Annotated in this window: 20 protein-coding genes; 19 read left to right on the top strand and 1 reads right to left on the bottom strand. The window is 72.5% G+C overall.

Going from position 1 to position 18,252, the window contains the following annotated elements; genetic code table 11:
• Positions 1-54: 54 nt before the first annotated feature.
• The 7 genes from SLNSH_RS13610 to SLNSH_RS13580 all read left to right on the top strand — a co-directional run bounded on the left by SLNSH_RS13610 (position 55) and on the right by SLNSH_RS13580 (position 3,386).
• A complete protein-coding gene (locus SLNSH_RS13610) occupies positions 55-624 on the top strand; it encodes a head-tail connector protein (RefSeq protein ID WP_158266757.1) in 570 nt (189 codons plus the stop codon).
• The gene (locus SLNSH_RS13605) at positions 624-953 is read left to right on the top strand and encodes a phage head closure protein (protein WP_106337549.1); all 330 of its coding nucleotides are present in this window, start codon (positions 624-626) and stop codon (positions 951-953) included. The genes SLNSH_RS13610 and SLNSH_RS13605 overlap by 1 nt, the downstream gene beginning before the upstream one ends.
• Complete coding sequence (locus SLNSH_RS13600) at positions 950-1,348, top strand: DUF3168 domain-containing protein (RefSeq protein WP_158266756.1); 399 nt, start codon at positions 950-952, stop codon at positions 1,346-1,348. The genes SLNSH_RS13605 and SLNSH_RS13600 overlap by 4 nt, the downstream gene beginning before the upstream one ends.
• Before the next feature lie 209 nt (positions 1,349-1,557).
• The gene (locus SLNSH_RS13595) at positions 1,558-1,968 is read left to right on the top strand and encodes a phage major tail protein, TP901-1 family (protein ID WP_106337547.1); all 411 of its coding nucleotides are present in this window, start codon (positions 1,558-1,560) and stop codon (positions 1,966-1,968) included.
• Between the two features lie 129 nt (positions 1,969-2,097).
• Positions 2,098-2,430, top strand: a complete 333-nt coding sequence (locus SLNSH_RS13590) for a gene transfer agent family protein (protein WP_106337546.1) — start codon at positions 2,098-2,100, stop codon at positions 2,428-2,430.
• Positions 2,427-2,678: a rcc01693 family protein gene (locus tag SLNSH_RS13585; protein ID WP_280954473.1), complete on the top strand. Its 252-nt coding sequence runs from the start codon at positions 2,427-2,429 to the stop codon at positions 2,676-2,678. Before SLNSH_RS13590 ends, SLNSH_RS13585 begins: the two co-directional genes overlap by 4 nt.
• 159 nt (positions 2,679-2,837) lie before the next feature.
• Entirely contained in the window at positions 2,838-3,386 is a 549-nt protein-coding gene (locus SLNSH_RS13580) for a phage tail tape measure protein (protein ID WP_245422341.1), read from the top strand.
• Positions 3,387-3,549: 163 nt separating this feature from the next.
• Here SLNSH_RS13580 and SLNSH_RS13575 read toward each other — a convergent pair whose 3' ends face one another.
• Complete coding sequence (locus SLNSH_RS13575; RefSeq protein ID WP_106337543.1) at positions 3,550-3,792, bottom strand: HP1242/YdcH family protein; 243 nt, start codon at positions 3,790-3,792, stop codon at positions 3,550-3,552.
• A gap of 88 nt (positions 3,793-3,880) precedes the next feature.
• Between SLNSH_RS13575 and SLNSH_RS13570 the strand changes: the two genes are divergently transcribed.
• The 12 genes from SLNSH_RS13570 to SLNSH_RS13515 all read left to right on the top strand — a co-directional run bounded on the left by SLNSH_RS13570 (position 3,881) and on the right by SLNSH_RS13515 (position 18,250).
• On the top strand, positions 3,881-4,525 hold the full coding sequence (locus SLNSH_RS13570) for a DUF2460 domain-containing protein (protein WP_106337542.1): 645 nt from the start codon (positions 3,881-3,883) through the stop codon (positions 4,523-4,525).
• A gap of 12 nt (positions 4,526-4,537) precedes the next feature.
• Positions 4,538-5,431: a DUF2163 domain-containing protein gene (locus SLNSH_RS13565; protein WP_106337541.1), complete on the top strand. Its 894-nt coding sequence runs from the start codon at positions 4,538-4,540 to the stop codon at positions 5,429-5,431.
• A complete protein-coding gene (locus SLNSH_RS13560) occupies positions 5,428-5,868 on the top strand; it encodes an NlpC/P60 family protein (RefSeq protein ID WP_106337540.1) in 441 nt (146 codons plus the stop codon). Before SLNSH_RS13565 ends, SLNSH_RS13560 begins: the two co-directional genes overlap by 4 nt.
• 48 nt (positions 5,869-5,916) lie before the next feature.
• Positions 5,917-9,858 carry a baseplate multidomain protein megatron gene (locus SLNSH_RS13555; RefSeq protein WP_106337539.1) on the top strand — a complete coding sequence of 1,314 codons (3,942 nt, stop codon included), beginning with the start codon at positions 5,917-5,919 and terminating at the stop codon, positions 9,856-9,858.
• Between the two features lie 12 nt (positions 9,859-9,870).
• Positions 9,871-11,283 carry a DUF2793 domain-containing protein gene (locus tag SLNSH_RS13550; RefSeq protein WP_106337538.1) on the top strand — a complete coding sequence of 471 codons (1,413 nt, stop codon included), beginning with the start codon at positions 9,871-9,873 and terminating at the stop codon, positions 11,281-11,283.
• Positions 11,284-11,293: 10 nt separating this feature from the next.
• Complete coding sequence (locus SLNSH_RS13545) at positions 11,294-12,085, top strand: glycoside hydrolase family 108 protein (protein WP_106337537.1); 792 nt, start codon at positions 11,294-11,296, stop codon at positions 12,083-12,085.
• Positions 12,086-12,143: 58 nt separating this feature from the next.
• Positions 12,144-12,479: a PepSY domain-containing protein gene (locus tag SLNSH_RS13540; protein WP_106337536.1), complete on the top strand. Its 336-nt coding sequence runs from the start codon at positions 12,144-12,146 to the stop codon at positions 12,477-12,479.
• Positions 12,480-12,504: 25 nt separating this feature from the next.
• Positions 12,505-13,179: a response regulator transcription factor gene (locus SLNSH_RS13535; protein ID WP_106337535.1), complete on the top strand. Its 675-nt coding sequence runs from the start codon at positions 12,505-12,507 to the stop codon at positions 13,177-13,179.
• A complete protein-coding gene (locus tag SLNSH_RS13530) occupies positions 13,179-14,573 on the top strand; it encodes an ATP-binding protein (protein ID WP_106337534.1) in 1,395 nt (464 codons plus the stop codon). Before SLNSH_RS13535 ends, SLNSH_RS13530 begins: the two co-directional genes overlap by 1 nt.
• Positions 14,574-14,652: 79 nt before the next feature.
• A complete protein-coding gene (ccmI, locus tag SLNSH_RS13525; RefSeq protein WP_106337533.1) occupies positions 14,653-15,768 on the top strand; it encodes a c-type cytochrome biogenesis protein CcmI in 1,116 nt (371 codons plus the stop codon).
• Positions 15,769-15,774: 6 nt separating this feature from the next.
• Positions 15,775-16,269, top strand: a complete 495-nt coding sequence (gene ccmE, locus SLNSH_RS13520) for a cytochrome c maturation protein CcmE (RefSeq protein ID WP_106337532.1) — start codon at positions 15,775-15,777, stop codon at positions 16,267-16,269.
• A 4-nt stretch (positions 16,270-16,273) separates the two neighbouring features.
• A complete protein-coding gene (locus tag SLNSH_RS13515; protein ID WP_106337591.1) occupies positions 16,274-18,250 on the top strand; it encodes a heme lyase CcmF/NrfE family subunit in 1,977 nt (658 codons plus the stop codon).
• The last annotated feature ends 2 nt before the right edge of the window (positions 18,251-18,252 follow it).

The following is an 18,252-nucleotide window of genomic DNA, read 5'->3' as shown; positions in this document are numbered from 1 at the left end:
GCCTGGGCGCGACATCGCATGTTCGCCGCCGGAACGGAAGACGAGGAGCCGCCCATGGCCCTGATGCTCGTGACCCCGCCCACGGTGGAGCCGGTCACGCTCGCCGAACTGAAGGACTGGCTGAAGATCGACACGGCGGACGAGGACGTTCTGCTCACGGCCGTGATCGCCGCCGCGCGTCTGGCCGTGGAGGCTGCATCCGGCCGCAAGCTGCTGACGCAGACCTGGCGCTGGGTGCTGAACGCCTGGCCCGCGTCGCCCCTGGAGCTGCCGGTCTGGCCCATGCAGGCCGTTCCGGCCATCCGCGTCTACAACGCCGCCGGCGTGGCGGCGACGGTCGCGGCCACGCTGTACCAGTTGAGCAACGCCTTCCTGCCGCCGCGGCTGGCGCTGCTGGGCGCGACGCCGCAGCCGGGCCGTGCGCTTGGCGGCATCGAGATCGACATGACGGCCGGCTACGGGGGCGCCGCTGCCGCCGTGCCGGAGGCGCTGCGCATGGCGGTTCGGCTCATGGCCGCGCACCTCTATGAGAACCGGGGCGACGGCGCGCCCGGTCTCGCGCCGATGCAGCCGCCGCCGGCCGTCGCCGCGTTGGTCGGCCCCTATCGCCGGGCGAAGCTGTGATGGCGTCGCCCGCCATCGCCCAGCTGCGCCGGCGACTGACCTTGGAGCAGCCCGTCGAGGCGCCGGACGGGGCAGGGGGCGTGACGCGCTCCTTCGCGGGCGCGGCCACGTTGTGGGGCGCGGTCGCCCCGCTCGGCGGGGACGAGGAGGTCCGCGCCGGCGCCGTTGGCCAGCGCGTGACCCACCGCATCCACCTGCGCTGGCGCGCCGGGCTGGACGCCTCCATGCGCCTGCGGCTGGGGTCGCGACTGTTCCTGATCCGCGCCGTCTGGGACCCGGACGAGCGCCGCCGGCGCATCGTCTGCCTCTGCGAGGAGGTGAAGCCGTGAGCCACCCCATCCTTGCTCTCCGGACGGCGCTGCGCGCCCTGCTGGTGGCCGACCCCGCGCTGGTCGCCCTGCTCGGCGGCGAGCGCGTCTACGACGAGCCGCCCCGCGGGGCCGAGCCGCCTTACGTGACCTTCGGCGAGGCCAGCGCGCGGGACTGGTCGACCGGCGGCTGCCAGCATGCGCTCGCCCTGGTCGCCTGGTCCCGCCAGGGCGGCGACGCCGAAGTCCTCGCCGTCCTCGACCGGATCGCGGCCCTCTGCGCCGACCCGCCCCTGGCGCTCGCCGGCAACCGCCTCGTCCTGCTGCGCGTGGCGTCGCAGGAGACGGCGCGCCCCGACAAGGCCGGCCTGCGCCGCGCCGTCATCCGCCTCGCCGCGCTTACGGAGCCGCTCTAGGCGCGAACGGATGGGGCCCAGTCGTCACCACGAGCCCCGCATGAGCCGTCATGGCCGGGCTCGTCCCGGCCATCCACGCCTGTCCCCAGCGCGTGGATCCCCGGGACAAGCCCGGGGATGACGGGGGAGGAGTCGCGTCCGCTGCCTCGCTGCTTCGCCCGCTCGTGGCGACCCCAAGACGGCCCTTTCACCCAAAACCGGAGGTTTCCATGCCCGCTCAGAAAGGCAAGGACCTGCTGCTCAAGCTCGACGACGGGACCGGCGCCTTCGTCTCGGTCGCAGGTCTTCGCGCACGCCAGATCACGTTCAACAGCGAGGCGGTGGACGTCACCAGCGCCGACTCCGCCGGCCGCTGGCGCGAGCTGCTGGCCGGCGCCGCGGTGCGTCGCGCCGCCGTGACTGGCGCCGGCGTGTTCCGCGACGAGGCCGCCGACGCGCTGGTCCGCCAGACGCTGTTCGACGACGCCATCCGAACCTGGCAGGTGATCATCCCGAGCTTCGGGATCGTCCAGGGTCCGTTCCACATCGCCAGCCTCGACTACCGCGGCGACCACGCCGGCGAGGTGACGTTCGACCTGGCGCTGGAAAGCGCCGGCGCGCTCACGTTCACCGCCATTTGAAATCCCCCTGTCCCGTCATTGCGAGCGCAGCGAAGCAATCCAGGGGGACTGTCGCAGGGCCAGCCGTCCTGGATTGCTTCGTCGCTGCGCTCCTCGCAAGACGGAAAGTTCCGAAATGGAGCGCCTCCCATGCCGAACCTGCGCCGCGGGGACGCCGAACTCGTGCTCGGCGGCCGCCGCTTCACGTTGCGACTGACACTGGGCGCCCTGGCCGAGCTGGAGGCCGCGTTCGCGGCCGAGAGCCTGGACGACCTGGGCCGCCGCTTCGCCTCCGGCGCCCTGTCCGCCCGCGACCTCGTGCGCCTGCTCGGCGCCGGGATCCGCGGCGGCGGCGCCGACCTCTCGGACGAGGAGGTCGCCGCGCTGCCCCTGGGCGAGGGCCTCGAGGCCGTGGCCGACGCCATCGCCCGCATGCTGCTGCAAGCCTTCGGCTCGGGCGGGGACCGGTCGCCCCGCCCTTGAGCGCCGCAGGACGCCGATCCGGCGCCCTTTCGGGGGACGGGGACTCCCGCCCGTTCCCCTGGGACGACGCAATGGCCTTCGGCCTCGGCGTCCTGCGGCTGACCCCTGGCGCCTTCTGGCGCATGACGCCCCGCGAACTCGCCGCCGCCGCCGAGGGCGTCTTCGGACGCAGGCGCGGGACCGCGCCGCCCACTCGCGCGGCTTTGGCGGACCTGATGCGGCTGTTCCCGGATGAGGCGAGAGGCTGACTTATTTCGCCGTCATCCCCGGCCGGAGCGGCGAAGCCGCGGAGGGGAAGGGGATCCAGGGGCCGCGCGCCACGACCCCTGGATCCCCTTCCCGGCGCTTCGCGCCGCCGGGGATGACGGCGGGAAAATATGCGCCGTTCAGAGCCTTGGAGCCTTTTCATGAATCAAGACTTCGCTGCCCAGGAAGCCCAGCTCGAGAAGCTGAACGGCCTTGCGGACAATCTCGGCAAGGCGCTGTCCTCAGCCTTCGCCAAGGGAACCACGGACGGCAGGAAGCTGGACGACGTGTTGCGCGGGCTGGGGCAGAAGCTGCAGGACATGGCCCTGAAGGCGGCCATGCAGCCCCTTCAGGCGCTGCTGGCGAGCGGGCTGTCCAGCCTTGGCGCCAGGCTCGGCGCGTCGACGGGGCAGGGGATGGGCCTGGGCGGCTTCGGCCCGGTGCAGGCCTTCGCGGATGGCGGCGTGATCCGCGCGCCGACCTACTTCCCGCTCGGGCAGGGCCTCGGCCTCGCCGGCGAGGCCGGGCCGGAGGCCATCCTGCCGCTGGCGCGCGGCCCCGACGGGGCGCTCGGCGTGCGCGCCGGCGGAGGCGCGGCGTCCGTGACGGTGAACATCGCCGCGCAGGACGTGGAAAGCTTCCGCCGCTCGGAAGCCAGCCTCACCGCCGCCATCGCCCGCGCCGTCGCCCGTGGCCAGCGGGGCCTGTGAGTTGGAGCGCGGAAGGGCCGAAGCAACCGCCGTTTCCGTCTCTGCGAGGAGCGCAGCGACGAAGCAATCCAGGAGGCTTCGGCGCAAGTCCCCTGGATTGCTTCACTGCGCGCGCAATGACCGACGTTTGGACCGTTCCTCTCCCGCGTTGGCGAGAGCAGGCTTACGCAGCCGCGCGCAGCATGGCGGCGATCTGGTCCTTGAGCTTGAGGCGCTTCTTCTTGAGTTCCTCCAGCACCGCGTCGTCCGTGGGCTCGATGCCGGCCTCGATGCGGTGAATCTCGCGATTCGTGGCGTCGTAGCTCTCCGCCAGCGTGGCGAAATGGGCGTCGCCGATCTTCAGCTTGCTGATGGCCGCAGCCGAGGTGGGGAACTCCTCGTGGAGGCCGTGGGGGACATGGGTCATGCGTCTCTCCTTGGAATGTCAGTGCCCCCACAAGAGCCCCGCCAAGTCCGCGGCGCTTTGACCGAGGTCAACGAAATCGGAGGTCGCCATGCCGGCTCCCTTCCATGAGGTGCGCTTCCCCCTGGACGTCTCGGTGAAGAGCCGCGGCGGGCCGCGGCGGCGCACGGATGTCGTCATCGTGGGCTCGGGGCGCGAGGAGCGCAACGCCCGCTGGGCCCATTCGCGCCGCCGCTACGACGCGGGCTACGGGGTGAAGACGCTCGAGTCGCTCGCGGCCGTGGTCGCCTTCTTCGAAGAGCGGCGCGGCCGCCTCTACGGCTTCCGCTGGCGCGACCGGCTGGACGACCGCTCGTGCGCCCACGGCCAGGCGCCGGGTCCGCTGGACCAGGCCATCGGCGTCGGCGACGGCGCGACGGCCGCTTTCGCGCTGGCGAAGACCTACGGCGGCGCCTTCGCGCCCTACCGGCGGCCCATCGCGAAGCCTGTGGCCGGCAGCGTCCGCGTGGCGGTGGCCGGCGCCGAAAAGCAGGCCGTTCGCGACTTCGACATGGACCCTGCGACCGGGATCGTCTCATTCCGCCCGGGCGCGATCCCGCCCGAGGGAGCGAAGGTGACCGCCGGCTTCCTGTTCGACGTGCCCGTCCGCTTCGACACGGACGAGCTCATCGTGGACCTCGCCGCCTTCGAGGCGGGCGAGATCCCGTCCATCCCGCTGGTCGAAATCCTGCCCTGAACCGGAGGCGCCATGCGCACCGTGCCCGACGCGCTGTCGGCGGCCATCGCCGCCGGCGCAACCACGCTCGCCCGCTGCTGGAAGGTGCTGCGCCGCGACGGCGCCGCCCTTGGCTTCACCGACCATGACCGCGACCTCGCCTTCGGCGGAGTCACCTTCGCGGCCGGCGCCGCCCTGGAGGCTTCCGACTGCGAGTCGCAGCTTGGCTTCGCCATCGGCGGGGGCGAGGTGGCCGGCGCCTTGTCGTCCGGCGCCATCAGCGAGGCCGACCTGGCGGGCGGGCTCTACGACGGCGCCACGGTCGAGGCCTGGATGGTGGACTGGACCGACCCGGCCAGCCGCATCCTGCTCGACGTCTACGTCATCGGCGAGATCCGCCGCGCCGACCGGGCCTTCGTGGCGGAGCTGCGCGGACTCGCCCAGCGCTTCGACGACCCGCGGGGCCGGACCTACCAGCCCGCCTGCGCGGCGGACCTGGGCGACGAGCGCTGCCACGTCGACCTCGCCGACCCGCGCTGGCGGGCCGAGGCCGTTGTGACGGCCACCGACGGCGCCGTCTTCATCCGCGCCGCCGGGCTCGCCGCCTTCGAGGGCGGCTTCTTCGCAGGTGGTCGCCTTCGGTTCACGGGGGGCGCCAGCGCCGGCTTCGCCTGCGAGGTGAAGGCCCACGACGCGGGCGTGGGCGAGGGGCTCGTCACGCTCTGGCAGGCTCCCGGCGCGCCGGTGGCCCCGGGGGACGCCTTCGTGGTCACGGCTGGCTGCGACAAGCGGCTCGCGACCTGCGCCGGGCGCTTCGGCAACGTCGCCAATTTCCGCGGCTTCCCGCACATGCCGGGCAATGACTTCCTGCTCCGCGCCGCCCGCAACGGCGACCCGGCCATGGATGGCGGGAGCCTGTTCCGGTGAGCGCGCCCGGTCTGACGCGCGCCGCGATCCTGGCCGAGGCGCGGTCCTGGCTCGGCACGCCCTACGTCCACGGCGCCAGCCTGAAAGGCGCCGGCTGCGACTGCCTGGGCCTGGTGCGCGGCGTCTGGCGCGCCCTGGTCGGGCCCGAGCCCGAATCTCCGCCGCCCTACACGCCCGACTGGGCCGAGGCCTCGAGCCGTGACGCGCTGCTGGAAGCGGCGAGCCGCTGGCTGGAGCCCATCCCGCTCGGTGAGGCGGCGCCCGGCGACGTGCTCCTGTTCCGCTGGCGAGACGGCGCGCCGGCCAAGCACTGCGGCGTCGCGACCGGCCCCGCCCGCATGATCCACGCCCACGACGGCGCCGTGGTGGCCGAAGTGGCGCTGGGCGTCTGGCGCCCCCGCCTGACAGCCGCCTTCCGCTTCCCCGGCCTGCGCTAAGGGGGGCGCTTCACGCACCGCATGCGTCTCAAATGGAGGAGCCTCCCCATGACCACCCTCGTCCTCCAGGCCGCGGGCTCCGCGGTGGGCGGAGCCGTCGGCGGCCCCCTGGGCGCCCTCGTGGGCGGCGGCCTCGGCGCCGCGGCCGGCTCCCTGATCGACAACGCCCTCTTCGGCGGGAGCGGCGCGCGCAAATACGTGGAAGGTCCGCGCCTGCAGACCCTGGCGGGGCTCGGCTCCACGGAAGGCGCGCCCGTCCCGCGTGTCTATGGCCGCGCCCGCGTGGGCGGCGAGGTGATCTGGGCGACCCGCTTCGAGGAGGTCGCGACGACGCGGCGCGAGTCCGCCGCCGTATCAGGGGGCGGCAAGGGCCTGGGCGGCGGCTCCGCCGGGGCGCAGACGGTCACAACCGCTTACGCCTACTACGCCAACCTGGCGGTCGGACTGTGCGAGGGCCCGATCGCCTTCGTGCGCCGCATCTGGGCGGATGGCCGCGAGCTCGACAGGACGCTCTACAGCATCCGCGTCCACACCGGCGCGGAGAGCCAGGAGCCTGACCCGCTCATCGTCGCCAAGGAGGGCGCGGACGCCGCCCCGGCCTATCGCGGGCTCGCCTATGTGGTGTTCGAGCGCCTGCCCCTCGCCGAGTTCGGCAACCGCGTGCCTCAGCTCAGCTTCGAGGTGGTGCGCCCGGTGGGCGGCCTCGGCGCCCAGATCCGCGCGGTGGACCTCATCCCGGGCGCGGGCGAGTTCGTGTACGCGCCGACGCTCGTCACCCGGGACGCCGGCCTCGGCGAGACCCGGCCCGAGAACCGCTGGCAATCCACCCATCCGACTGACTGGGCCGCCTCGCTGGACGCGCTCCAGGCGCTCTGCCCGAACCTGGAGAGCGTCGGCCTCGTGGTGAGCTGGTTCGGCGACGACCTGCGCGCCGGCGCCTGCACGGTGGCCCCGCGTGTGGAGGGCGGCGACCGCGTCCACCTGGAAACAGCCTGGGCCGTCGCGGGCTTGACCCGCCCCGAGGCGCGCGTCGCATCCCAGGCCGAGGGTCGCCCCGCTTATGGGGGCACGCCGTCCGACGCCAGCGTGGTCGCCGCGATCCGCGACCTGAAGGCCCGCGACCTGAAGGTGATGCTCTACCCGTTCATCATGATGGACGTGCCGGCCGGCAACGGCCTGCCCGACCCCTGGACCGGCGCCGCCGGCCAGCCGCCCTACCCGTGGCGCGGGCGGGTGACGTGCCATCCCGCGCCGGGCCGAACCGGCAGCCCGGATGGCGCCGGCGCGGCGGCCGCCCAGGTCGCGGCCTTCTTCGGCGCTGCCCGGCCGGCGGATTCCGCCCTGGCGAACGGGACCGTCCAGTACGGCGGTCCGGCCGAATGGTCCTTCCGCCGCATGATGCTGCATTACGCCCACCTCGCCGCCCTGGCCGGCGGCGTGGACGCCTTCGTGATGGGCTCGGAGCTTGTCGGCCTCACCCGCGTGCGCTCCGCGCCCGGCGTTTACCCGGCCGTGTCCGCCCTGGTTGCGCTCGCCGCGGACGTGAAGGCCGTGCTCGGCGCCGGAACCAGGCTGACCTACGGGGCGGACTGGACCGAATACGGCGCCCATGCCCCGTCGGACGGGGAGCTGCGCTTCCCCCTCGACCCGCTCTGGGCCTCGCCCGCGATCGACTGCGTCGGCGTCGACTGGTGGCCGCCCCTGGCCGATTGGCGTGACGAGCCCGGCCACGCGGACTCCGGCCGCGCCCGCAATGGCGCCGGGGCGTCCTACATCGCCGCCAACGTCGCGGGCGGGGAGGGCTTCGACTGGTTCTACCCAGACGACGAGGCCCGACGCCGGCAGGATCGCCGGCCGATGACGGACGGCGCCTACGACAAGCCCTGGGTCTACAGACCCAAGGACCTCGCGGCCTGGTGGTCGCAGCCTCACGTGGAGCGCGTGAACGGCGTGGAGCTGGCCACGCCCACGGCCTGGGTCCCCCGCTCCAAGCCGATCCTCCTCGTCGAGTGCGGCTGCCCGGCCGTGGACAAGGGCTCCAACGGGCCGAACTGCTTCCCGGACGCCAAGTCCGGCGCGGCGAACCTGCCGCCGTTCTCGCGCGGCTTCCGCGACGACCTGGCCCAGGACCGCGCGATCCGCGCGCTGCTCAACCATTTCGATCCGGCCGCGCCGGGCTTCGCCGAGGCCGCCAACCCGGTCTCGCCGATCTACGGCGGGCGGATGGTCGATCCGGCCCGCATGCACCTGTGGTGCTGGGACGCGCGGCCTTTCCCGGCCTTTCCGAGCCGGGAAGCGATCTGGGCGGACGGCCCCGCCTGGGAGCTCGGCCACTGGCTCACCGGCCGCCTTGAAGGCATGCCCCTCGCGGATCTCGTCCGCGCGCTGCTGCGCGACTGGGGCGTCGAGCCTCCGGCTGAGGTGGACGTGGACGGCTTCCTGGACGGATACGTTGTGGACCGCCCCATGAGCCTGCGGGCGGCGCTGGAGCCCCTGGTCGCGCTCTTCGGCTTCGACGCGGTGGCGAGCGGCGGCCGAGTCCGGTTCATCGACCGGGGCGACGTCCATGCGACGCCGCTCGGCGAGGATGATCTCGCGCCGGACGGGGAGGGCGCGCTGCTGCGCCTCACGCGGACCCAGGACGCCGAACTGCCCCGCGCGGTGGCGCTCGGCTTTGCGGACGCGGAGGGGGACTACGCCCGCGCCAGCGTGTTGTCCCGCCGCCTCGAGGGCGGCAGCCGCCGGGAAACGCAGGTGGAGGCCGCCGCCGTGCTGCCGCGCTCCGCCGCGGCGCGCCTGGCCGACAGGATTCTGCACGACGCCTGGATCGCGCGGGAAACCGTCGAGTTCCGCCTGCGCCCGGGCCTGCTGGCGCCTGAGCCCGGCGACTGCGTCAGCCTCGCCGTGAATGGGACGCCCCGGACCTACCGGATCACGCGGATCCGCGACGCCGAGGCGCGGGAGGTCACGGGCCGGGCGGTGGATCCCGCCGCCCTGGAGGCTCCTGCCCGGGCCGCTGGCGGAACGCGCTCGGTTGGCGCTCCCGCCGCGCCGGGTCGCCCTTTCGCGGCGGTCCTGGACGTCAGCCTGCCCGTGCCGGGCGCGCCCGTGCTCCAATGGCTGGCGGTGGCCGGCCGGCCCTGGCCGGGGCGCATGGTCGTGTGGCGCTCGGCCGATGGCCTTGGCTTCGATACCGTCGCGACCGTCGACGCGCCGAGCTTGATGGCCCGGCTGCTCGCGCCGTTGCCGGCCGGCCCCTGCGGTCGATGGGACAGGGCGGGCGGAGTGGAGATGCAGCTTCCGGCCGGCGCGCCGCCGACTGGCGCGGACATGGCCGCCCTGTCGGGCGCGACGGCCTTGGCCATCCGGGGGCCGGACGGCGCCTGGGAGGTGCTGGCCTACGCGCGCTCCGAACTGGTCGGACCCTCGCGCTGGCGCCTGACGCGTCTCCTGCGCGGACTGTCAGGCACGGAGGAGGCCGCCAGCCGCGACGTCCCGGCCGGGTCTCTCGCGGTGCTGCTGGACGCCTCCCTCGTCCCCCTGGCGGCCGGACCCGAGAGCCTTGGGCGGGCTTTCCGGTATCGCGTCGGCCCTGCCGCCCGCGGCGCGGGCGACCCCGCCGCACTGGCGTTCGAGGCTGCTCCGGGGCCGGGGGCCCTGCTGCCGCTCGCCCCCGTGCGGGCGTCGGCGCGCCGCACTTCGGCGGGGGTGGCGCTGCGCTGGATCCGCCGCGGCCGGCTGGAGGCGGACGCCTGGGAGCCGGTCGAGATTCCGCTCGGCGAGGCCGCCGAGCGCTACGAGGTCGATGTGCTCGCCGGAGGTGTCGTGAAACGAACCTTGTCCTGCTCCTCCCCGGAGGCGCTGTACCCGGCAGACGCCGAACGCGCCGACTTCGGCGCGCCCCAGGCCTCTCTGTGGCTGCGCATCGTCCAGCTCAGCGCCGCCGTGGGCCGCGGGCGCGCGCTGGCCGTCACTCTTCCTGTCCTCTGACCGAGGTTTCCCATGTCCGACAGCACCCGGCTGGGGCTGCCCTATCTGGCGGCCGCCCAGGCGCAGAAGCACGTCACGCACAACGACGCGCTGCAAATCCTCGACGCCCTGGTCCACGCGGCCGTGATCGAGCGCAACCGCGCCGCTCCGCCGGAGGCGCCCGCGGAAGGCGACCGATATCTTGTCGGCGCCGCTCCCTCGGGGGCCTTTGCCGGACAGGCGGGCGCTCTCGCCGCCTTCGACGACGGCGCGTGGCGTTTCCTGCAGCCGAAGCCCGGCTGGCGCATCTGGGTCGTCGCGGAGAGGCGGCTCCTGGTCCACGACGGCGCAGGCTGGCGCGACCTGGACGAACTGGCGCGCCGACTGGGCCCGCTGGAGCGGATTGGAATCGGGACGGCGCCGGACCCGGCCAACCCTTTGTCGGCCCGCCTCAACGCCGCCCTGTTCAACGCCTTGCCGGCGACGGAGGGAGGCACGGGCGACCTGCGCGTCGCTTTCAACAAACCGGCGGCCGCCCGGATCGTCTCGCACCTGTTCCAGACGGCTTTCGGCGGCCGGGCCGAATCCGGGCTCATCGGCGACGACGCCTGGCGTCTCAAGGTGTCGGCGGACGGCGCTTCGTGGCGCGACTCCCTCGTCGCTGATCCCGCCACCGGCGCCGTGGCCTTCCCGAGCGGCGCGGTCGGCCTTCCGCACGGCTTCCGCAACGGGGTGGTGAATGGTGATTTCGGCATCGCCCAGCGCGGCCCCGGGCCTTTCGCCCTGGGGCAGGCGGCCTCGTATGGGTTCGACCGATGGCTCATCCAGGCGGCGGGCCCGGCGACCGGCTCCGTGTCGCGCACGGCGTTTCCGCCGGGCCAGTCCGATGTCCCCGGCGCGGCGAATTTCGCGACCTTCGCGGTGACGGCCACGTCCGCCTCGTCGTACCCCGAGGTGCAGACCCGCATCGAGGACGTGGCCACGCTGGCCGGCAGGACAGCGGTGGTCTCGCTCTCCTACCGCACGGCCTCGCCGGCCTTTTTCTTCGACCTCGCCCAGGGCTTCGGGACTGGCGGTTCATCGACCGTGTGGTCGATTGGGCAGGCCGCGCTGCCGCCGAGCCCCGGGACGTGGCGGCGCATGGCTACGGTGGTCAACGTCCCCTCCATCGCCGGCAAGACCGTGGGCGCGGGCTCCTTCCTGTCTTTCCGCATCTTCCTGTCCGGAGCCGCCGCCGCGTCCATCGACGTCGCGGACGTGCAGGTCGAGGCCGGGCCGGTTTCCACGCCGTTCGAGCGGCGCCCGCCAGCGATCGAGCTGGCCATGGCCCGCCGCTTCTTTCGTCGCTACGCGACGGCGCAGGCGCCCGCCAACCTGGCCTACGCCATGCGGACGACGCCCGTCCAAACCGGAACCGGCCCCTACGATTATTCAGCCGAACTGTGAGGGGGATCCCATGGACGCGAACTTTCCGGCGGCGCTCGACGCCGTCTTCGCGGTGGAGGGCGGGTATTCCGACGATCCGCGCGATCCCGGAGGACCGACCCGCTTCGGCGTGACACAGGCCACGCTCGCCCGCGCCCGGGGCCGGCCGGTCAGCGCGGAGGAGGTGAAGGCGCTCGGCCGCGACGAGGCTGCGGACATCTACCGTCATCTGTACTGGGACGCGGTGCGCGGCGATGAACTCCCGGCCGGGGTCGACCTCGCCGTGTTCGACGGCGCCGTGAACGCCGGCCCGCGTCGGGCCGTGCTGCTGCTCCAGAAGGCGCTCGGCGTCCAGCAGGACGGCGTGATCGGCCCCCTCACGCTCGAGGCGGCCCTCGGCGCCGACCCCTCCACGCTGATCTCCCACTATTCCGCCGCCCGGCTCGCGTGGCTTCGCAGCCTGCCGGGCTGGAAGACCTTCGGCCGCGGCTGGAGCCGCCGCGTCGCCGAGATCGAACGGCGCGCCCTGGCTCTCGCCGCGCCTCCTGCGCCCAAGCCCGAACCGCCACGGGTCGCCGCGGCGCCCTCCCAACCATCCAAAACCCAGGAGAAATCGATGGACATGATTAAGCCCATCCTGCAGAGCCGCACCGTCTGGTCCAACCTGATCGGCCTCGCCGCGATCGGACTCTCGGCGTTCGGCTTCGACACGACCGGTGTGGACCAGGGCCGCCTGGCCGAGGCCGGCCTCCAGGCCATCGCCGGCCTGAGTTTCGTGTCGTCCACCGTGTTCCGCATCCTGGCGACGCGCAGGCTGGTGTAGGATTGGAACAAGCGGGCATTCAGGGTTGGTTCAGGAACAATCCGGCAGGGAAGGGGCCATGGCCCGATTTCATCACCTCTTTGTAGCCGCCTGCATCGCAGCCCTCGCCCCGGCCGTGTCCGCTTCCGCTCCAGCCGCAGAACCGCTCGTCCCCAAGCTCTCCGGCTGCCTGGACCAGCACGAGATCCGCGAGGAGGTGGCCGCCAAGCGCGTGGTGTCCCAGGTGGTGGCGCTGCGCGCCGCGCGCGGCGCGCTGGGCGGCGAGGCCGTCAGGGCGCGCCTGTGCCGCAACGAGTCGGGGCTGGTCTACGCCATCACGGCCTTGAAGCGGGACGGCAAGGTCGTCAGGGTGTATGTCGACGCCCAGACCGGCAAGGTCATGGCCTCCCACTGAACCGTTTCCGCGAGGACAGAATCCCGTGCGCCTCCTCGTCGTCGAGGACGACAAAGACCTCAACCGCCAGATCTCGGCCGCGCTCGAGCAGGCCGGCTACGCCGTCGACCGCGCCTTTGACGGCGAGGAAGGCAAGTTCCTGGGCGACACCGAGCCCTACGACGCCGTGATCCTGGACCTCGGCCTGCCCAAGCTCGACGGGGTGGGCGTGCTCCAGGCCTGGCGCCGCAACGGCCGCACGATGCCGGTGATCATTCTTACCGCCCGCGACCGCTGGAGCGACAAGGTGCAAGGTTTCGACGCCGGCGCCGACGATTATGTGACCAAGCCCTTCCACATGGAGGAGATCCTGGCCCGCGTGCGCGCGGTGGTGCGCCGCGCCGCCGGCCACGCCAGCAGCGAGCTGGTCTGCGGCCCGGTCCGCCTCGACACCCGCGCCGGCCGCGTGACGGTGGACGGCAACCCGGTGAAGCTGACTTCGCACGAGTACCGGCTGATGGCCTACCTGATGCACCACGCCGGCCGGGTGGTGTCGCGCACGGAAATCGTGGAACATCTGTACGATCAGGACTTTGACCGCGATTCCAACACGATCGAGGTCTTTGTCGGTAGGCTCCGCAAAAAGCTCGGCGTGGACGTGATCCAGACCGTGCGAGGCCTCGGCTACGTGCTCCAGGCGCCCCCGGCGCCGCGCGCGTGATGCCCCGGCGACTGCTGTTCCTGCGCAAGCGCCAGTCGATCGCGACGCGCCTCTTCGTGTCGTCCGCGGCATGGAGCCTCGCGATCCTGCTCATCGCCGGCGTGATCCTCTCGACGCTGAACCGCCGCACCACGGAGCACGCCTTCGACGAGCGGCTCCACGTCTATCTCAAGTCCCTCGTGGCCGACGTGGCGTCGCCCAACGACAGCGAGCGCTCGGACCCCTACAGTCTCGGCGAGCCCCGCTTCGACCTGCCGTTGTCCGGCTGGTACTGGCAGATCACCCGGGTCGACCGTGAGCCCAACGAGATCAAGGGCTCCACCTCCCTTTTCGGCGGCCGTCTGCTGTCGCTCGCGGCCAGCAACGTCAAGGCCAAGGCCGGCGAGTTGCGCGAGGGCTACGCCACCGGACCCGACGAGCGCCGCCTGCGCATGGTGGAGCGCGTGATCGACCTCGGGGAAGATGGCAAGTTCCTGATCCAGGTGGCTGCGGATTCGGCGGAAATCGAGCAGTCGGTGACGAGCTTCAACTGGGCGCTCGGCTTCACCTTCGCGCTGCTGGGGCTGGCGCTGGTCGCCACCACCGTGTTTCAGGTGCGCTTCGGCCTGCTGCCGCTCTCGCGTCTGTCCGCCGGCGTCGGCGCCATCCGCAAGGGGGAGGCGGACCACGTTTCCGGGCAGTTCCCGCACGACATCGCCCCGCTCGCCTCCGAGATCAACCTGCTGATCGACTCCAACCGCGAGATCCTGGAGCGCGCCCGCACCCAGGTCGGCAACCTGGCGCATGCGCTCAAGACGCCGCTCAGCGTCATCATGAACGAGGCCTCGGCCGAGGGCGGCCCGCTCGCCGACAAGGTGAAGGAGCAGGCTGCGATCATGCGCGACCAGGTGAGCTGGTACCTGGAGCGCGCCCGGGCCGCCGCGCGGGCCGGCTCCATCGGCGCGTCCACCGAGGTCGGCCCGGTGGTGGACGGCATCCTGCGCACCGCGGCCAAGATCCACGGCGACCGCGCCATCGTGTTCGATGGCCAGACAACGCCCGGCCTGTTGTTCCGCGGCGAGCGGCAGGATCTGGAGGAGATGGTCGGCAACCTCGTCGACAACGGCGGCAAGTGGGCCGCCACCCATGTCCGCGTGGACGCGCGCCCGGCCGAGCCCACGGGCGACGGACGCCTGTACCTGTGCATCCACGTCGATGACGACGGCCCCGGCCTGCCCGAGGAAGCCTGGACGGGCGCCCTGCGCCGCGGCGCGCGCCTGGACGAGTCGAAGCCCGGCTCCGGGCTGGGCCTCTCCATCGTGGCCGATCTCGCGAGCCTCTACGGCGGCGCCCTGACGCTCGGCGCCTCGCCCCTCGGCGGCCTCAGGGCGGAGCTGGTCCTGCCCGCGGCGTGAGGTCGCCATCTCCCATCCGCATTCAGCCTGATCCGGATTTGGCGTGACGCGGCCATAAAGGATCGGTAATCGATCCCGCATGACCCTCTGGATCGTCCTGGCCCTGATGACGGGCGCCGCGGTGCTGGCGGTGCTCTGGCCGCTCGGCCGCGCGCAGTCGCAGCAGCCCTCGGCTGAGACGGCGACCGACGCCGCTTTCTACAAGGCCCAACTCGCCGAGATTGAGCGCGACGCCGAACGCGGGCTGATCGAGCCCTCCGAGGCCGAGACCGCCAAGGTGGAGGCGGCCCGTCGGCTGCTCGCCTCGGCCCGCCGCGGCGAGGCCGCTGGTCCGTTGTCCGCGACCGCTGGCCGCCGGCGCGCCGCAGCCGTCGTGGCGCTCGTCGGCCTGCCGTTGGTGAGTCTCACGATCTACCTGACCCTGGGCAACCCGGCGATCCCGGATATGCCGCTGCAGGCCCGCAACGACCGCGCCGCGCCCGACATGAGCATGGGGCAGGCGCTCGCGCGCATCGAGGAGCACCTCGCCAAGAATCCCAACGACGGCCGGGGCCAGGAGGTCGTCGGGCCGGTCTACATGAGCATGGGCCGCTTCGCCGACGCCGAGCGCGCCTTCGCGGCCGCGATCCGCATCCTCGGCGACAGCCCTCATCGGTGGGAGAGCCTGGGCGAGGCCCAGGTGGCCCAGGCCGACGGCATCGTGACCGCGAACGCCCGGACGAGCTTCGACAAGGCCCTGGCGCTCGACGCCAAGCTGGTGAAGGCGCGCTATTACCGCGCGCTCGCCGCCGAGCAGGACGGCGACAAGGCCAAGGCGCTCTCCTTGTATTCCGAACTGGCCGCCGAGGCGCCGGCGGGCGCGCCCATCAAGGCCCGCCTGGACGACAAGGTCGCAGAGCTCGGCGGCAAGCCGCCGCAGCCGTCGGGCGAGGCCGCGCAAGCCATCGCCGGCATGGCGGCCGGCGATCGCATGACCGCGATCCGCGGCATGGTGGCGAGCCTGGACGCCCGGCTTGCGGAAAAAGGCGACGACGTCGAGGGTTGGCTGAGGCTGGTCCGTTCCTACATGGTTCTGGGCGAGCCTGAGAAGGCCCGCGACGCGTTCGCCCGCGGGCGGGCCGCGCTGGCTTCCGACCAGACTGGCCGCGACCGTCTCGAGGCGCTCGGCCGCGAACTGAAGATCGAAGGCTCCTGATCCCCCATGACCCGGAAGCAGCGCCGCCTGACCCTCATCGGATCCGCGCTTGCCGTGCTCGCTGTCGCGGCAGGGCTGATCCTGTACAATCTCACGAAGACGATCACCTTCTTCAAGACGCCGACGGAGTTGGCGGAAGAGGGGTTCAAGCCCGGCATGCGCCTGCGCATTGGCGGCCTTGTGAAGGAGGGAACGCTGCAACGCGGCCCTAACCAGACGGTCCACTTCGAGGTGACGGACACGAACCGTTCCGTGCCGGTGACTTACCAGGGCCTGCTCCCTGACCTGTTCAGGGAAGGGCAGGGCGTGGTGGCCGACGGCGCCCTGCAACCCTCCGGCGAGTTCAAGGCCGACAGCGTGCTCGCCAAGCACGACGAGAAGTACATGCCCAAGGAAGTAGCCGAGGCGCTCAAGCAGCAGGGCATGTGGCAGCACACGGGCGACAAGGCCAAGGAGGCCGCGCCGAATGCGGCGCCCGCAGCCGCGAAGCCGGGGGCCTGACGCCATGGTCGTCGAAGTCGGCCACTACGCCCTCGTGCTCGCCCTGGCGCTCTCGCTGGTGCTGACCTTCATCCCCGCCTGGGGCGCGCATACTCGTGACTCGGCCCTCATGGGCGTGGCCCGCCCGGCCGCCTTCGCCATGCTGGGTTTCGCCGCGCTCGCCTTCCTGGCGCTGACGATCGCCTATGTGGATTCGGACTTCTCCGTCCTCAACGTCGTCCAGAACTCGCATTCGTCGAAGCCGCTCGCCTACAAGATCTCCGGCGTGTGGTCGAACCACGAAGGATCGATGCTGCTCTGGGTGACCATCCTCGCCCTGTTCGCCGGCCTGGTAGCCTGGCGCGGCGCGCACATGCCCCAGCGCTTGCTCGCCTATGTGCTTTCCGTGCAGGGCGCGATCGCGGCCGCCTTCTTCCTGTTCATCCTGCTCACCTCCAATCCCTTCGCCCGCGTCATGCCGGCGCCCTTCGAGGGGGAGGGGCTGAACCCGATCCTGCAGGACCCCGGCCTGGCGATCCATCCGCCGCTGCTCTACCTGGGCTATGTCGGCTTCTCGGTGGCCTTCTCCTTCGCGGTCGGCGCGCTGCTGGAAGGGCGCATCGACGCCGTGTGGGCCCGCTTCGTGCGGCCCTGGACGCTGCTAGCCTGGGCCTTCCTGACGCTCGGCATCGCGATGGGCTCGTACTGGGCCTACTACGAGCTCGGCTGGGGCGGCTGGTGGTTCTGGGACCCGGTCGAGAACGCTTCCCTGATGCCCTGGCTCGCCGGCACGGCCCTCATCCACTCCATCGTGGTGATGGAAAAGCGCGACGCCCTGAAGGTCTGGACCATCCTGCTGTCCATCCTGGCTTTCTCGCTGTCGCTGATCGGCACCTTCCTGGTGCGCTCGGGCGTTCTGACCTCCGTGCATTCGTTTGCGAGCGACCCGACTCGCGGCGTGTTCATTCTCGGCATCCTGATCTTCTTCATCGGCGGCGGCCTGACCCTGTTCGCCTGGCGCGCGCCTGTGCTGCGCCAGGGCGGCCTCTTCGCGCCGATCTCGCGCGAAGGCGCGCTGGTCCTGAACAACCTGTTCCTGTCCGCCGCCTGCGCGGCCGTGTTCATCGGCACCCTGTACCCGCTCGGCCTTGAGGCGCTCACGGGCGGCAAGATCTCGGTCGGCGCCCCGTTCTTTGAAGCGACCTTCCTGCCGCTGACCGTTCCGCTGCTGTTGCTGGTCCCGGTGGGCCAGTCGCTGGCGTGGAAGCGTGGCGACCTCCTCGGCGTGGCCCAGCGCCTCGCTGCGGCCTTCGCCTTGGCCCTCGCCGGCGCGATCGTCGTATTTGCCGTAACGCGGCGAGGGCCGGTCGCGGCGCCGCTCGGCATCGGCCTCGGCCTGTGGCTGATCCTCGGCTCCGCGTCCGAGATCTTCAACCGCTCGCACCGCGCAGGCGCCTCGCTCGCGGTGGTGCTGCGCCGCGCCGCCGGCCTGCCGCGCTCGGCCTGGGGCACGGCGCTGGCCCATGCGGGGCTCGGCGTCACCGTGATCGGCATCGCCGCAACGGCCTGGGGCGTCGAGCGCCTTGCGACCATGAAGGCGGGAGAAAGCCTGGACCTCGGCCCCTACCAGGTGACGCTGGAAGCCGTCGTGCCGCGCAATGGGCCCGACTACCGCGAGACCGCGGCCCTCCTGGCCATTCGGGACGGTGACCGCCTCGTCGGCCGCGTCGAACCAGGCAAGCGCACCTTCACCGGTCGCTCGATGCCCACCTCCGAGGCCGGGCTGCTGACGGTGGGGTTGGGGCAGGTCTACGCCAGCGTGGCCGAGATCGAGGCCGGCGGGAGCGTCGGCGTGCGGCTCTACTGGAAGCCGTGGGTGCTCTTCATCTGGCTGGGCGCAGTGGTGATGGCCGCCGGCGGCGTGCTGTCGCTCAGCGATCGCCGCGCCCGGGTCGGCGCGCCGGTCCGCCGTGCGGCCCCGGCCGCAGTTCCGGCGGAGTGACC

Origin of the sequence: Alsobacter soli (assembly GCF_003004785.1) — a bacterium.
GTDB classification, from domain to species: Bacteria; Pseudomonadota; Alphaproteobacteria; order Rhizobiales; family Beijerinckiaceae; genus Alsobacter; species Alsobacter soli.
Note: the sequence above shows the minus strand (reverse complement) of the source record. Positions and strands in the feature narration are given on the sequence as shown.